General features: G+C 39.8%; 15 protein-coding genes. 8 read left to right on the top strand and 7 right to left on the bottom strand.

Annotation, left to right across the window (positions count from 1 at the left end):
* Window positions 1-9: 9 nt before the first annotated feature.
* The 6 genes from purF (at window position 10) to EGS47_RS14200 (ending at window position 7,414) form a co-directional block, all read left to right on the top strand.
* Window positions 10-1,548 (top strand): amidophosphoribosyltransferase, encoded by a 1,539-nt coding sequence (purF, locus tag EGS47_RS14175; protein WP_005004686.1) that lies wholly within the window; start codon window positions 10-12, stop codon window positions 1,546-1,548.
* A gap of 82 nt (window positions 1,549-1,630) precedes the next feature.
* Window positions 1,631-3,520, top strand: a complete 1,890-nt coding sequence (locus EGS47_RS14180; protein WP_005004685.1) for a M48 family metalloprotease — start codon at window positions 1,631-1,633, stop codon at window positions 3,518-3,520.
* Window positions 3,521-3,609: 89 nt separating this feature from the next.
* A complete protein-coding gene (locus tag EGS47_RS14185; RefSeq protein WP_119686603.1) occupies window positions 3,610-4,278 on the top strand; it encodes a hypothetical protein in 669 nt (222 codons plus the stop codon).
* Window positions 4,279-4,428: 150 nt separating this feature from the next.
* Entirely contained in the window at window positions 4,429-5,388 is a 960-nt protein-coding gene (locus EGS47_RS14190) for a 2-hydroxyacid dehydrogenase (protein WP_119686602.1), read from the top strand.
* Between the two features lie 143 nt (window positions 5,389-5,531).
* On the top strand, window positions 5,532-6,944 hold the full coding sequence (locus EGS47_RS14195; protein WP_228198145.1) for a M48 family metalloprotease: 1,413 nt from the start codon (window positions 5,532-5,534) through the stop codon (window positions 6,942-6,944).
* A gap of 110 nt (window positions 6,945-7,054) precedes the next feature.
* Window positions 7,055-7,414 carry a hypothetical protein gene (locus EGS47_RS14200; protein WP_034698744.1) on the top strand — a complete coding sequence of 120 codons (360 nt, stop codon included), beginning with the start codon at window positions 7,055-7,057 and terminating at the stop codon, window positions 7,412-7,414.
* A gap of 112 nt (window positions 7,415-7,526) precedes the next feature.
* Here the strand turns inward: EGS47_RS14200 and EGS47_RS14205 are convergent, their stop codons facing one another.
* Both EGS47_RS14205 and rpsU read right to left on the bottom strand, forming a co-directional pair.
* Window positions 7,527-7,973: a GatB/YqeY domain-containing protein gene (locus EGS47_RS14205; protein ID WP_004988228.1), complete on the bottom strand. Its 447-nt coding sequence runs from the start codon at window positions 7,971-7,973 to the stop codon at window positions 7,527-7,529.
* Window positions 7,974-8,004: 31 nt separating this feature from the next.
* The gene (gene rpsU, locus EGS47_RS14210; protein WP_001136722.1) at window positions 8,005-8,220 is read right to left on the bottom strand and encodes a 30S ribosomal protein S21; all 216 of its coding nucleotides are present in this window, start codon (window positions 8,218-8,220) and stop codon (window positions 8,005-8,007) included.
* A 145-nt stretch (window positions 8,221-8,365) separates the two neighbouring features.
* Here rpsU and tsaD point away from each other — a divergent pair, with 145 nt between their 5' ends.
* Window positions 8,366-9,382 (top strand): tRNA (adenosine(37)-N6)-threonylcarbamoyltransferase complex transferase subunit TsaD, encoded by a 1,017-nt coding sequence (gene tsaD / locus EGS47_RS14215; RefSeq protein WP_119686601.1) that lies wholly within the window; start codon window positions 8,366-8,368, stop codon window positions 9,380-9,382.
* 74 nt (window positions 9,383-9,456) lie between these two features.
* On the opposite strand, the gene EGS47_RS14220 is transcribed toward tsaD, so the two are convergent.
* From EGS47_RS14220 to EGS47_RS14240, 5 genes are all read right to left on the bottom strand, one after another.
* Complete coding sequence (locus tag EGS47_RS14220; protein ID WP_004988223.1) at window positions 9,457-10,548, bottom strand: porin; 1,092 nt, start codon at window positions 10,546-10,548, stop codon at window positions 9,457-9,459.
* Window positions 10,549-10,802: 254 nt separating this feature from the next.
* Window positions 10,803-11,216 (bottom strand): HIT family protein, encoded by a 414-nt coding sequence (locus EGS47_RS14225; protein WP_119686600.1) that lies wholly within the window; start codon window positions 11,214-11,216, stop codon window positions 10,803-10,805.
* Between the two features lie 113 nt (window positions 11,217-11,329).
* Window positions 11,330-11,599, bottom strand: a complete 270-nt coding sequence (locus tag EGS47_RS14230) for a YARHG domain-containing protein (protein ID WP_004988220.1) — start codon at window positions 11,597-11,599, stop codon at window positions 11,330-11,332.
* Window positions 11,600-11,683: 84 nt separating this feature from the next.
* Complete coding sequence (locus EGS47_RS14235; protein ID WP_125269744.1) at window positions 11,684-12,556, bottom strand: NAD(P)-dependent oxidoreductase; 873 nt, start codon at window positions 12,554-12,556, stop codon at window positions 11,684-11,686.
* A 3-nt stretch (window positions 12,557-12,559) separates the two neighbouring features.
* Entirely contained in the window at window positions 12,560-13,657 is a 1,098-nt protein-coding gene (locus EGS47_RS14240) for an alpha/beta fold hydrolase (protein WP_119686656.1), read from the bottom strand.
* 143 nt (window positions 13,658-13,800) lie between these two features.
* On the opposite strand from EGS47_RS14240, the gene EGS47_RS14245 reads away from it, so the two are divergent.
* A complete protein-coding gene (locus tag EGS47_RS14245; RefSeq protein ID WP_119686598.1) occupies window positions 13,801-14,991 on the top strand; it encodes an O-succinylhomoserine sulfhydrylase in 1,191 nt (396 codons plus the stop codon).
* Window positions 14,992-15,006 lie beyond the last annotated feature (15 nt).

Below are 15,006 nucleotides of genomic sequence, written 5' to 3' on the forward strand. Positions count from 1 at the left end.
GAGGTTGCTATGTGTGGAGTAGTTGGTATAGCTGGTAAAGCACCCGTTAACCAAATGTTGTTTGATGCATTAACGATGTTGCAGCATCGTGGACAGGATGCAGCTGGGATCGTGACTTGTCATAATGGTCGTCTTTTCCTGCGTAAAGACAATGGTATGGTGCGTGATGTATTTCATACTCGTCATATGCGTGCATTGATTGGTAACTATGGGATTGGTCATGTGCGTTACCCAACTGCGGGTTCGGCAAGTAGTGCTGAAGCACAGCCATTTTATGTAAACTCTCCATATGGGATTACACTGGCACATAATGGTAACTTGACCAACGCTTCTGATATTCATGATGATCTGTTTAAAACAGATTTGCGTCACATGAATACCGACTCTGATTCTGAAGTTCTGCTCAATGTGTTTGCTCACGAATTGCAAAAGAGTGGCACTTTAAATCCAACCGCAGAAGATGTGTTTCATGCAGTGAAGCGCGTTCATGAGCGCTGTAAAGGTGCTTATGGTGTGGTTGCCATGATCACGGGGCATGGTTTGGTGGGTTTTCGTGATCCAAATGGAATTCGTCCACTCATTTATGGTTCGCGTGAAACGGAACTGGGCACTGAATATATTATTGCTTCTGAATCAGTTGCGATTACCGCACTTGGCTTTAAGATTGAGCGCGATATTCAGCCAGGTGAAGCAATTTTCATTAATGACCAAGGTGAGCTTTTCACTCAACAATGTGCTGCTGAACCAAAGCATCGTCCATGTATTTTTGAATATGTGTATTTTGCGCGTCCAGATGCAATTATCGATGGAATCTCAGTCTATAAAGCCCGTTTAAAAATGGGTGAAAAACTGGCACATAAAATTTTGCGTGAATGGGGTGAGGAACACGATATTGATGTCGTGATTCCAATTCCAGATACCAGCCGTACTTCTGCACTTGAACTGGCGAATATTTTGGGTGTGAAATTCCGCGAGGGTTTCATGAAAAACCGTTATATCGGTCGTACCTTTATTATGCCAGGTCAACAGCAACGTAAAAAATCAGTACGTCAAAAACTCAATCCAGTTGAACTTGAGTTTAAAGGTAAAAATGTATTGCTTGTGGATGACTCGATTGTTCGTGGTACCACGTGTAATGAAATCATTCAAATGGCGCGTGATTCGGGTGCCAAGAAAGTTTATTTCGCTTCTGCTGCGCCTATGGTGAAATATCCAAATGTCTATGGTATTGATATGCCAGCAAAAACTGAGTTAATTGCGTCACAACGTAGTGTTGAAGAGATTCAGGACATTATTGGTGCTGATCGTTTGATCTTTCAGGATTTGGAAGATTTAAAAAATGCAGTTCGTACGAGCAAAGTACCTGATTTGACAGAGTTTGATAGTTCGGTCTTTGATGGTATTTATGTGACGGGTGGCATCGATCAGACTTATCTAGAAAACCTAGAGCGTAAGCGTAATGATTCAGCCAAAAGTACAGATGGTTATATAGATGTCAATATTGATGCTGCTTCCGTTGATTTAACAGGAATCAAAGAAGAGTTATAATATAAATTCTGTGGGAAAAAGCGGGTTTTTCCCGCTTTTTTCATTTATGATGAGGCAACAATGTAATCAGGACATATTTACATTGAAAGAAGTCAGTCATTATCTCGTTGAAAATAAAAATATGATGTGGTCGGCAAGCATGTGCGTGGTCGCGATGCTGCTGACAATGTTCATCTTAAATACCACGCTTGGACTTTTGGTTCATTACTTTGATTATAGTCAGTCTATTTTTTGGCATAGCCTCAGTCCTTATTTGATTATTTTATTGTTTTTTATTGTGGTGAGTTCCGCCATTTACGAACTCTATATTTTTCGAGAAGGCGGACATTCTTTAGCGAAGCAATTAAAAGGTCGTCGTTTAGATTTATTGGAAAATACGCCAGAAGAAAGCGTCGCCCTTAAAATTTCTCAAGGTTTGGCAAAAAAGTTTCAAATTGAAACGCCAGTATTATATGTTTTGCCAGATGAAGTTGGAGTCAATGCCTTAACTGCTGGATTTGATCAGCGTAATGTGGTCATTATCATGACGTGGGGAGCATTGCAAAATCTGGATGAAGTTGAATTATATGGTTTGCTAAGCCATGAATTTAATCAGATTTTATCTGGTGAAGCGGTAGAAAATACTAAACTTAAAATCTTATATAGTGGCTTGATTACTTTTAGCCAACTAGGTAGTCGAATTGCAAAACGAGGTTTTAAGCCTTATCAAAAAAATAAACATCGCAAATTTGAAACATTCTTTATTGCAGTCGGTGGGATTATCTGGCTATTAGGCAGTATGGGAGTGCTGATTACACGTTTGATCAAATACTTAACTTTAAGTGGTCGAACTTTCCGTAATGACTATAAAACCATGCAGCTTATTCAAAATAATGCCAATACTCAAACTTTACTTCGAATCTATGTCCATCATGCAGGCTCGCAAATTCATAGTGTATTTTCTGAATCTATTGCACATATGTGTTTTGCCAACTCGTTGAGCCCACAAAGCTGGTTGAATATTCACCCGAGTATTGAAGATCGTATTTATGAACTTAATCCAACGATTTTGCAGGAGTTACAACTTGAGAATCTTAAAAAGTTAAGAAATCGTCCGCTATTTAGTTTATTTCGTTCACTTGAAGAAATGGATGGTAATGTTCATACACCGTGGATATCACCACAGCCATTACCATTATTGCGTTTATCGCCCATTAGTTTTGCTTTAAATGATGCTATTAAGCCGCTTAAGGCTGAAATACGCCAAAATATTAAGCGTCCTGAGTTAATCCAAAGAGCATTGCAGACAGCGACAGGATCGCGTGAAGTGATGGTTGCAATCTTGATGATTCGGCAATATCGTGAATTTCTTCCACAAAATGCCCAAGTCAGCCGTGCCATTGTGGATGCCTTGCTTTATTTGGATGGGCGTGTGCATGTTCAGATTTTTCATGAAGCCTGTCGTAATATTGGCTCACTTCCAGCCAGTATCGCACGACAGTTTTTAACTCGTTTGGCTTTAATTATTCAAGAAGACGGTGAAGTCGGTTTACTGGATGCTTTGCTTTTGGAGAAGGTGAAATTTGAGCTAAATCTGATGCCAGTCCATATGCCGACCTCGATTGAAGAAGTTAAACCACAAATCGTTCGTTTAATCGATGCATTGCTACATGTACAGCAAATTAATAGTCCCAATCAGCTTGAAGTGCGTGATCGTATTCTGAGCCATATTTTGACTTTGGAAGAAATGGTATGGTATGAAGAAATCTCGGATGAACCTATTGATCTGGCTGAAATTCTGAATGATTGTGCGGGTTTATTGTTACGTGATCGACTTAGTATATTGGGTATTGCCGAAATGTGTTTATGGAGTGATCGTATTATCACTCAAGACGAACTGGATGTTTTAGAGTTGTTATATTGGCGATTTGGATTTGAGACTGGGGATATTGTCGATCAAATGCAAAAGAAAAATACCCTGATGATTATTTAAACGACACTTAATCTCTGTTTCGATCAAAGCACTGAAAAAGCCTATAAAGCAGAGTAGAATAGCGTGGAAATAGAGGCAATAGTGTAAATATGACAGGGCAGCAGCGTAATATTTTGGCGGCAATGGGGGTGGATGTTTGGATTCCACGAGCAATGTTATGTCAAAAAAAGCCGCCTGTTTGTTCTTGGCGTGATCAAATTCCCCCCGAAGATCATGTGGTTGTCGCTGTGGTCAATCAGCAAGTGCTAGCTGCATCTCAAGCAAAACCAGAATTGATAAAACACATTGAGCCGATTGCTCAGTTAAAAGATAGACAACCAACTTCAGCAGTTGTTGAAATTGCGCAGTCGACTCTGGAAACTCCTGCGAGCATCTTGCCAAAAGATCAAACTGTTGTGGTCATGCAACAGGCTTTTACATTAGAAGCATATTGTCTTGATCAGGTCATTATTGTGGTTGAAAGTTCACAATTATCCAAACAGCAAAGACAACTCTGGACGAATATTCAATCTTCAGTATCGGGCTATTACCATGAATTAAAATGGCCATTACCGCTTGAAAACTTTCGTGACGGGCGGGGTGTACACGCTTATATTCAAGGCTTTTTAGATGCGTTGGCGCTGGATAAGCGTATTTTGATTTTGGGACAACTGGACTTTATTTCTCACGCTCAGAGCATGCAACTTGCTAGTTTACAGGAAATGATTGATCAGCCTTTACTCAAACGCCGTCTATGGCAACTGATGTTAACCCAATAAAATTTCATTTCTTGATATGTTAGAGCATGGATTTCTTTCATAAATCCTTTTTATTTCTCCATATTGGAGAAGAAAAACGGATTCAATAGTTAAAAGAAATCTAGTATATCTCTCACTTTAGATATTTAGCTTATTGAATAAGGATATGTAATGAAACAGAAAGTCGTCGTTTTTAGTCAAATTGATGCAACGGTTCTGGATCAACTTGAGCGCGATTATCATGTGGTGGTATTAAATCCCAAGCAAGGTGACATCAATGAGCAAATTCGTACAGAAGTCGTAGATGCTGATGCCATGATTGGAGCGGGTCGTTTACTCAATGAAACCAATCTGGCACCTGCACAAAAATTAAAAATTATCTCAACTGTGAGTGTAGGCTATGATAATTATGATGTGGATTACCTCACAAAAAATAATATTTGGCTAGCCAATACGCCCCATGTACTGACAGAAACAACTGCGGATCTGGCTTTTACTTTATTAGTTAGTGCTGCACGTAAAGTCCCTGAACTGGATCAATGGACAAAAAACGGTGAATGGAAGCGTACAGTCGGTCCTGCTCAATTTGGACAGGATATTTTTGGTAAAACACTCGGTATTGTTGGACTAGGGAATATTGGTGCAGCAGTCGCACGACGCGGCTTTTATGGCTTTAATATGAATATTCTGTACCATAACCGCCGTGAAAAACCTGCATTGGCACAGCCTTTAAATGCACGCTACTGTGGTTTGGATGAACTTTTAAGTCGGTCAGATTTTGTTGTAGTTGCGGTGGATTTAAATCCTGAATCCAAAGCACTCATGGGCAAGGCACAGTTTGAAAAAATGCAGTCTCATGCTGTGTTCGTAAATATTGCACGTGGTTCAGTGGTGGATGAAGAAGCTCTAGTTCATGCCTTGCAACAACAACAAATCTTTGCCGCAGGTCTGGATGTCTATCAAAAAGAACCATTACAGTCATCACCATTATTTAGTTTACCTAATGTGGTGACATTGCCGCATATTGGCTCTGCGACTGCCGAAACACGATTAAAAATGGCTAAACTGGCACATAAGAATCTAGTCGATGCGCTGGAGGGACGAACTCCACAATATCTTGTAAATGGCTAAATTTGCTATAACACTTTATTGCAAATGCTTTGAGTTTCCAGTGTTATATTGGGGGTAATGACAAAATTATTTTGATCAGTTATCCCTTATTTTTGATGAGAGATCATGATTTGAAACATGTGGCAACTGTTTTGACGTTATCTATGCTGACTGGAGTTGCGCAGGCACATTCCGATTATTTCTATCAATCTGCCACTTCTCAGGTAGAAGTGCCTGAAATTGGAAGTGGTATCGGGTTGATCGATCAACAAAAAGAAAAAATGATTGGAGAGAAAGTTTACCGCCAGGTTCAAAGGCAGTTGCCTATTTTGCATGATCCATGGCTTGAGGATCAGTTTTTTCGAGTGTTCGCTCAAATACTCAGTCAGACGCAATTGGGTCAACCCATTGGAATGGTGGTAGTCAATGATCCACAAATTAATGCATTTGCTGTTCCAGGTGGACTATTTGCCTTAAATTCAGGTTTAATTGCGTCTGCGCACAATATTGATGAAGTTGCAGGGGTGATGGCACATGAAATTGCCCATGTCAGTCAGCGACATTATAGTCGATCACAAGAAGCATTTAAGGGGCAAGGTCTGTTGGCATTGGCGGGGATTTTAGTGGGTGCTGCAATTGCTGCACAGACCAAATCGGATGCTGGTGCTGCGGTCATGTTAGGTACACAAGCTGCTTTGATGGATAATCAACTCACCTATAGTCGTAATCAGGAGCGGGAAGCAGATCGTATAGGTATGCAATATATGTATGCGGCGGGCTATAATCCACAAAGTATGGCTGATTTTTTTGAAACTATGAATCGTTCTACAAGTCGATTAAGCTATCTGCCTGATTTTTGGATGACGCATCCACTGACATCTGAGCGGATGAGTGAATCGCGCTTACGTGCCAATCAGTTTCCTAAAGTGAAGTCCAAATTGTACGATCCTGATTTTCAGATTTTAAAATGGTATACCTTGGTTGAAACCAATCAAGTCACAGAACAATTGTTGCAGATTCAAGTGAATCAAAATAACAAACCAGCTCAACTGGCAATGAGTGCTTTTTATAACAATCAGGGTGATTATGCCAAAGCGCAAACAATGCTTGATGGGGTAAAGACAACTTTCCCGAGCAATACTCTGATTAGCATCTTACAGGCTGATATTTATTTAAATCAAAATAAATTAGAGGATGCATATCAGTCCATTATTAATACCCAGCGCACCATGCCCGAAAATCGTCCTTTAGCATATAAACTCGCTGAAATCCTGATTCGACAAGGTAAAAGTGCCGAAGCACAGACACTAGTACAACGATTTATCAATACCAATAATAAAGACATCGAAGGATGGCGATTACTACAACAAGCTGCCAATGCAGATACCAAATCACCGCTAAGAACCGTCAATGTCTTGCGCTATCGAGCTGAAGTAGAATATTGGTCTGGTTATGAGGAAAATGCGATAAAGTCGATGTTACATGCGCAACGTTTAGCAAAAGGCAATAATGCCATGAGTGCCAAGATTGAAGATCGTTTAAAACAAATGCAGTCAGAGCGGTTATTGAAAATCTAATTTAAATACAACTTTGTTTGATCTAAAAGCATCTTTCTATATGAAATTTACGTTGCAAAAAATATTTTAGCTATTAAGCTAACATGAGAAGTATCATATTGATTATAGTTATGAAAAAGTTCACATTATTGTTAAGTTTAGTGATTTTGGGGCAGTCAATTTTTGCGGCACCGCCTGAACGTTATATACGCTCAGTTGAAAAAATTTCGAATACTTATAATACGGATATGCGTCATTTTTTACGCTCACTCAATCCACAACAGACGCAGTTTACTCCAACACAACAAACGCAATTTTGTGGCATTGTGAATCAATATGTGCAAGATTTATATCAGGTTAATGATCAATATCGATCAGACTTACCGCTTTCTTATGCGAAAATGACAAAACAGGATTTTATTAATCAAGTGATGGCATCAAAAGAAATGCAAATTTTAAAGAAATATAATATTCAGTGTCATTTGCAATAAATAAATACATTCAGAAAGAAATTTATAGTTGACTCATTTAATATGAATCTCATCAATCCATTCTAAAAATTGTATGTGAAGTAGAGAAGTGGCAAATCAAGCTAAATATCAATTAGCCTAGTTTTGCTTTAATTTTTGCAGATACTTGTGCAGGATCGGCACGTCCGGCTATGATCGGACGTAGAGAGTTCATCACCTTACCCATATCTTTCATGCTAGTAGCACCTTGAGCAGCAATCGTTTGCTCAATGAGAGAATCAAGCTCTTCCTCAGTCATAGCTTCTGGTAGAAATTGGGATAACACCTCAATTTCGGCTTGTTCTTTACTAGCTAAATCATCACGGCCTGCGCCTTCAAAGGCTTTGACCGATTCTTTACGCTGTTTAATTTGCTTTTCAATGACCGCAAGAACTTGCGAATCGTCAAGCTCTACGCGCTCATCGACTTCGATTTGCTTAATTGCTGCCTGTAAACCACGAATCACCGTTAACTTATTCATTTCTTTAGCACGCATAGTGGCTTTTAAAACTTCAGTTATTTGGTTCTTCAAAGTAGTCATTTAATTATCCAGACAGTCAATCACAAATTAATTAGTAAAGGCGAGTAGTACGTACAGATTCGCGTGCCAATTTCTTTTGGTAACGCTTAACAGCAGCAGCTTTTTTACGCTTACGTTCTTGAGTCGGTTTTTCATAGAACTCGCGCTTACGAACGTCAGCTAAAACACCAGCTTTTTCGCATGAACGTTTGAAACGACGGATTGCTACGTCAACTGGTTCGCCTTCTTTCAACTTAACTTGTGGCATGTAAAATCCTCTAGATTATGGATAACATCGAGCGCAGGATTGCCTCGATGACAAGTGAAGGTCAGTATTTTACTCATTTACAACTGATATCACAAGTCTATAATAGCGTTGGCAGAATTTTAGTCGTAAAAATATAGGCATTTTAATGATTGTTTTAGGCTTGGAAACCTCTTGTGACGAAACTGGCTTGGCGATTTACGATAGCGAGCAAGGACTGCGTGGACAGGTGCTTTACAGTCAAATCAAACTCCATGCGGAATATGGTGGTGTGGTGCCAGAACTTGCCTCACGTGATCATGTACGTAAACTTATTCCATTATTGAACGAACTGCTTGCGCAAAGTCAAATCGATAAAAAAGACATTGATGCAGTCGCCTATACCCGTGGTCCAGGTTTAATGGGTGCGCTGATGACAGGTGCATTGTTTGGACGAACATTGGCGTTGGCATTGAATAAACCTGCGATAGGTGTGCATCACATGGAAGGGCATATGCTTGCGCCATTATTGTCTACTACACCGCCAGCGTTTCCTTTTGTGGCACTACTTGTATCTGGTGGACATACGCAGCTAATGGCGGCTTATGGCATTGGTCAGTACGAACTACTTGGTGAATCTATTGATGATGCAGCAGGTGAAGCATTTGATAAAGTCGCAAAAATGATGGAGTTACCTTATCCCGGTGGGCCAAATATTGCAAAATTAGCCTTACAGGGAGATGCTCAAGCTTTTGATTTTCCGCGCCCCATGTTACATCAGGGATTGGACTTTTCATTTAGCGGTTTAAAAACAGCGGTTTCAGTTCAGCTAAAAAAATTGGGCGAAGAAAATCGTGATGCAGATATTGCGGCATCCTTTCAAGAAGCGATCGTGGATACTCTGGTTAAAAAATCCGTCAAAGCTTTAAAACAAACGGGATTAAAACGATTGGTCATTGCAGGTGGAGTGAGTGCCAATCTGCGCTTACGTGAACAATTAGAAACGTCTTTGCAAAAGATTAAAGCCCAAGTCTATTATGCAGAACCCGCTTTATGTACCGATAATGGCGCCATGATCGCTTTTGCAGGGTATGAGCGTTTAAAAGCTGGACAACACGATGGGCTTGAAGTGACCACAACACCAAGATGGCCGATGACTGAGCTTAAAAATCCGAATGCAGTATAAGCACAGAAAAAGCATTTAAAAATAAAAGGGCACAATCTATGGACTGTACCCTTTTATTTTTTTGTAGCGAAGTATTAGAAGTTATATTCCATACCTACGCCAACAACAGTTTTCTTGTCATCATCAGATAACCAGTCACGTTTTTGTTGCGCCAATACGCCATAAAAACGAGCTTGTTTATTGAAGTTATAATCTACGCCTAAGCCATATTGAGAAATTTTACGATCTGAGCGATTGTCGACAGAGGTATTTGATTCAATATATTCACCTTTGATTTTCCAAGGTGTAGAAGCAATTGCGTAAGCAGCGGTTAAACCCCATGCATCTTCTTCAAGACCTTTATACGACGTTACAGTTGTACCACTTGTGGTCGATACTGTGTCATCAGTAGGTTGAGCATTTTGCCATAAAGCACCGAATACTAAACCATCGACACCTGCTTTTGCCAAATCAATAGAACCTGTTACACGAACAGCGTCTGAATAGATCCCAGAAAGACTGTAGGCATTATATTTACCAGCTAATCCAAAATTACCCGCAATACCAGCAGCCAAGCCATAATCTTTATTTTCGTAAGTTAAAGAAGTTGAGATTCCATCTCCAAAGCCATCACGCTTACCTTCTTTACCCAAGCTCGTATTATCAGTTTTGGTATCTTCGCCTTGTTGCGCCATGATATTGAACTGTAAGCCTGGAATAATCAGCTCTTTATCTGTTTCAAAGCCAATCGCGTTATTTGAACGCTCTTCACCATGAAGAACAGAAGTCATATCCAAGATCGTGTGATCGTTGAAGATATCCTGATTGTTACCCGCATTTGTTTTAAAATAAGTATCGTAACGACCCGCTTTTAAAGTCCCGATTTTATTGAATTTTAAACCTAAAAAGCGGTTACGCATACTTAAGTCAGTATCTGAACCTGAACCATCTGTAGAGATTGCCCATTCAGCCAAGTATACAACAGATACTTTGTCTGTTAATTTTTCTTCACCTTTTACCCCGATACGTGAAGCATTTGAATTAAGTGCAGTGACATCATTTCCTGCAAAATCACTGTTATCAACTTGGTCTAAGGTAACATTAAGTTTACCGTACAAAGTTGGCGCTGCTTGCGCTGCGGTGATGCTAAGCGTTGATACTGCGGCAGCGATAAGCAATTTTTTCATTGAGATTTCTCCAAAACACAAGTTCAGTGGCATATGCCCAAATTCACTATTTTTTTAAAGTTTGCTTATGTACAAAAAATTACAGAAGCTCACCAACTTGCTAAGCAGTATCTTTAAACTTTGTTACAAATGGGTGAAAAATACGTGACAGTTTGATGACAGGTGATGGATTGAAATTTATTTTAATATTTGATTTTATTATTTTTATATAAAAAAAGGAGCCTAAGCTCCATTTTTATAAACGTTAATTTTACTCAAAGTTTAGCTTTTATCTTTTCTGCAAGGGTTTTAATTTTTTCCTGATCACCCATTTGTGCAGCATGACGACCCAATTGATGAATAGAGCTAGGAATCAGATGGAAATGCACATGTGGAACGGTTTGACCCGCAGATTCACCAGACAGTTGCATTAAAACAATACCTTTGGCATCCAGTGCTTTTTCAATAGCTTGAGCAACTTTTTGTACGACTTGAATGGTATAAGCCGCTGCTTCAGGGGGTAAATCAAGTAAAGTCACCGCAGGAGTTTTAGGGATGACCAAAGCATGACCATCCGCCTGAGGCATAATGTCCATAAATGCAAGTACCTGATCATCTTCATATAACTTGATTGCTGGAAGTTCACCGCGAATGATTCTGGCAAAAATATTCTGCTCATCGTAGGTCATATTATTATCCTTCAAACCTCTGAATACGTTTTGATCTTTGATTTCTTTCACAAGCCCTTTATTCCTTTTTTTGAAAAGAATAAAGAGTGCTAATCAGTGATCAAAGAAATTTATTATTTACAGTTTAGCTCTTTCTGACGCTGTTCAATCTGGTCAAGACGTTGTTGTTCTTTATCAGAAAACTTGGGCTTGGTAGTGTGACAGTTTTCATTTCCATATTTAGCTTTGGCTTCTGGATCTTTAAAACAAAAACCTTTTGATGCATAGATGAGGTTAGAGTCATCCTGAAGTTTTTTGCATTCTTGGTCGGATGTTGCAGCGTGCACTGAGACACCTGCAAGGGTCATCATTCCAGTAAAAAGTGCAACAGCGAACTTATTCATGAGGGTATCCTCTTTTCATCGGTGTAAATGTAACGACCTATGTCTAAATATAGGGGCTTTACAGGAAAAAGCAATGTTGAATCATTACTCTAGTGTAATTTTACTCCACGATTCATACATTTTTATGGCAGCCGAGAAGTCGCTATTTTCTTCGGAAGTAAGACTGGCAGCTTGTATTAGACTCTGGACTAAAGCAATCACAGGCGCTGGTAAGTTGGCATCACGAACCAGCTCCAGTGCAATACCTGTATCTTTAGCGAGTAGTGGCAATCCAAAAGTCACAGGAAAACTACGATTCAAAATACGTTGTGGCAATACAGTTTCGGTCACACCACTTTTCCCGCTAGATGCGTTAATGCAGTCCAAAGCTTCTGTCAGATTGACACCATGCGCTTTCAGTGTGGTAAAGCCCTCAGCAACAGACCATAGATTAACTGCGAGTAACATGTTGTTGACCGCTTTTACCGCAAAACCTGCGCCTGATGTGCCGACATGTTTAATCAGTTTTCCAAATGCCTGAATAGCGGGTAACGCACGTTCAAAAGCAGCCTGATCTCCACCCACCATGACGGTTAATGTTGCATTATCTGCACCAATGGTTTGGCCGCTGACAGGCGCATCTAAAAAATCAACATTTTCAGTTTTGAGTTGTGTTGCGAGTTTACGAGCTGAATCAGGTACACCACTGGTACAGTCGACCCAAATGCTGCCTGATTTTAATTGGACACTATTAATCAAATGTTCGACATCAGCACTGGTCGGTAAACATGAAAAAATGATGTCTGCCTGTACAGCCTGAGCTAAATCAACCGCTTGGGTTCCGTATGCAGTTGCATGTTGTTTGGCTTTGTCCATATTTCGATTCCAGACATACACAGTATCGAAATGTTTGGGTAAATGCGATGCCATACGGTAACCCATCGCGCCAAGACCAATAAATGCAACTGATTGAACCATAATCTACTCTTTTGTTATCTGCGTCGAACGTTGTGTGAGCCAATCTTTAAATATGGGCCAAAACTCATCGGAACTGGCCTGACTGGACATGAGCCCTAAATGCCCACCGGGAATTAGAGTAAACGTGACATCACTACTATTTGTCAATTGGGTGAGGGGTTTTACCGCATCTGCTGTAACCAATTGATCACTACGACCTGCACCCACCAACAATGATGATCGAATATTTTTTAATTCAATAACTTGATCTTTAAGATGAATAATGCCTTTTTTAAGAGGATTTTGTAGCCAGACATTAAATAACATGTCCTGATTAATTCCACCTGGATAATCGATCATATTATTTAAAAAATTACCGAGTGTGGCATGTTCCTGCACCAGTTTTTTATTTTCAAGGTTTTTTAAAAGTTGTATATGACCATCAATCCAGCCTTTCGGATCAAGAATTTTAAAACCCAACGCATTTAAAATTCCTGGGGTGTGAATTAAGCGTTTGGGTAGTCCGTTATAAATTCGTTGCTGTAATTTTTTATGTCGATCGATAGTTTTGTGCATAAATTGATAAAGTTTGCCAATGCGTCCAGATGCATAACTATCAATTGGGCTTCCTAAAACAATCAAATTCTTAACGTAATTTGGCTGATTGAGCGCACTGTATAACAACACAAAAATACCAGCCATACTCCAGCCATGTAGTGAAATTTCATCACTTTGAGAATGTTCACGGATGACTTGAATATATTCAGGCAGTGCTTTACTGACAAAAGATAAAAAATTGAGATGGCGATCTTGATAAGTTAAACGCCCCCAATCTACCAGATAGACATCAAAACCATGATTTTGAAAGTATTGAATGAGTGAGCGATAGGGATAAAGATCATAAATCGCCATGTTAATCGCCAAAGGTGCAACAAAAACTAAGGGTTCTTTATAAGATTTGTCGGCTGCTGCATAATAACGAACTCGCGTCTGCCCAAACTCTGCAATCACTTGATAGGGTGTTGTTTGTGATAAAACCAGAGATTCTTCATGAAAAAGACGCGCTGAAAGATGTTTAAGTTTGATTTGCTGATGATGGATAAGTGATTTGAATGATTCCATTCGTTGCATATTTCTCAGATCCAAAAAAGTTTGGATGAAGTCTAAGCGATAATTTGATCTTTTACCTTGACCTTAAATACCGTAGAAGCTCAAAATGTTGGCAGTTTTTCCACATGAGCGGTCTTTAGACTGAGAACTAAGCAATGCATAGACAAAACGATGAATTAGAATACCAGTTAGATACTCTTGCAATCCGTACAGGGCATACCCGTAGTTTTGAAGGTGAACATGCTGAACCTATTTTTCTGACCTCGTCTTTCGTATATGAAAATGCAGCAGAAGCGGCTGCCAAGTTTTCTGGCGAAGTGGCGGGAAATATCTATTCTCGTTTTACCAACCCAACCGTGGCCATGTTTGAAAAACGTCTTGCTGCAATGGATGGAGCTGAACGTGCAGTTGCGACGAGTTCTGGTATGGGTGCCATTTTATCTGTTTGCATGGCTTTCTTAAAAGCAGGGGATCATGTCATTTGTTCTCGTGCCGTTTTTGGCTCAATCGTGGCATTATTTGAAAAATATATCGCAAAGTTTGGTGTTGATGTCACCTTTGTCGATTTAAATGATCTGGATGCATGGAAAAATGCAATGCGCCCAGAAACCAAAATTTTGTTTATCGAGTCGCCATCCAACCCTTTGGCTGAAATTGCTGATATTCCAGCTCTGGCCGACATTGCACATGCTCAAAATGCAATGTTAGTAGTGGATAACAGTTTTTGTACGCCTGTTTTACAGCAACCTTTAAAATTGGGTGCAGATTTGGTGGTTTATTCAGCCACTAAATATCTGGATGGACAGGGTCGAGCTTTAGGTGGCGCAGTGACAGGCAACCATAAGTTACTCGAAGAAGTATTTGGTGTGGTGCGTACACTGGGCCCATCGATGAGTCCATTTAATGCTTGGGTGTTCTTAAAAGGTCTGGAAACTTTACGTTTAAGAATGAAAGCGCACTGTGAAAATGCGCAACAGCTTGCTGAATGGCTTAATCAGCACGACAAAGTTGAAAAAGTGTATTATGCGGGTTTGCCTGAACATATTGGTCATGAGCGTGCAGCCAAACAACAAAATGGCTTTGGTGGTATTGTCTCTTTCGTAGTAAAAGGCGGTCGTGAAGACGCGTGGAAAGTCATCGATAATACTCAGTTTATCTCGATTACAGGTAATCTTGGCGATGTAAAATCAACAATTACCCATCCTGCCACGACGACTCATGGTAAATTGTCACCTGAAGCAAAGCAGGCAGCAGGCATACAGGAAGGCTTAATTCGAGTTTCTGTAGGAATTGAAGATATTTCAGATATTATTCGCGATATTGAACGTGGTTTAGCTTTAATTTGAACTTATTAGTTTTAA

The sequence above is a fragment of the Acinetobacter sp. FDAARGOS_515 genome (assembly GCF_003938865.1).
GTDB classification, from domain to species: Bacteria; Pseudomonadota; Gammaproteobacteria; order Pseudomonadales; family Moraxellaceae; genus Acinetobacter; species Acinetobacter ursingii.

Coding starts and splice junctions, on each gene's coding strand:
- EGS47_RS14230 (WP_004988220.1), bottom strand. CDS start 11,599: ATGAATAAGTTCGCTGTTGCACTTTTTACTGGAATGATGACCCTTGCA.
- EGS47_RS14190 (WP_119686602.1), top strand. CDS start 4,429: ATGAAACAGAAAGTCGTCGTTTTTAGTCAAATTGATGCAACGGTTCTG.
- EGS47_RS14200 (WP_034698744.1), top strand. CDS start 7,055: ATGAAAAAGTTCACATTATTGTTAAGTTTAGTGATTTTGGGGCAGTCA.
- EGS47_RS14195 (WP_228198145.1), top strand. CDS start 5,532: ATGCTGACTGGAGTTGCGCAGGCACATTCCGATTATTTCTATCAATCT.
- EGS47_RS14240 (WP_119686656.1), bottom strand. CDS start 13,657: ATGGAATCATTCAAATCACTTATCCATCATCAGCAAATCAAACTTAAA.
- EGS47_RS14205 (WP_004988228.1), bottom strand. CDS start 7,973: ATGACTACTTTGAAGAACCAAATAACTGAAGTTTTAAAAGCCACTATG.
- tsaD (WP_119686601.1), top strand. CDS start 8,366: ATGATTGTTTTAGGCTTGGAAACCTCTTGTGACGAAACTGGCTTGGCG.
- EGS47_RS14220 (WP_004988223.1), bottom strand. CDS start 10,548: ATGAAAAAATTGCTTATCGCTGCCGCAGTATCAACGCTTAGCATCACC.
- EGS47_RS14235 (WP_125269744.1), bottom strand. CDS start 12,556: ATGGTTCAATCAGTTGCATTTATTGGTCTTGGCGCGATGGGTTACCGT.
- EGS47_RS14225 (WP_119686600.1), bottom strand. CDS start 11,216: ATGACCTACGATGAGCAGAATATTTTTGCCAGAATCATTCGCGGTGAA.
- rpsU (WP_001136722.1), bottom strand. CDS start 8,220: ATGCCACAAGTTAAGTTGAAAGAAGGCGAACCAGTTGACGTAGCAATC.
- purF (WP_005004686.1), top strand. CDS start 10: ATGTGTGGAGTAGTTGGTATAGCTGGTAAAGCACCCGTTAACCAAATG.
- EGS47_RS14245 (WP_119686598.1), top strand. CDS start 13,801: ATGCATAGACAAAACGATGAATTAGAATACCAGTTAGATACTCTTGCA.
- EGS47_RS14185 (WP_119686603.1), top strand. CDS start 3,610: ATGACAGGGCAGCAGCGTAATATTTTGGCGGCAATGGGGGTGGATGTT.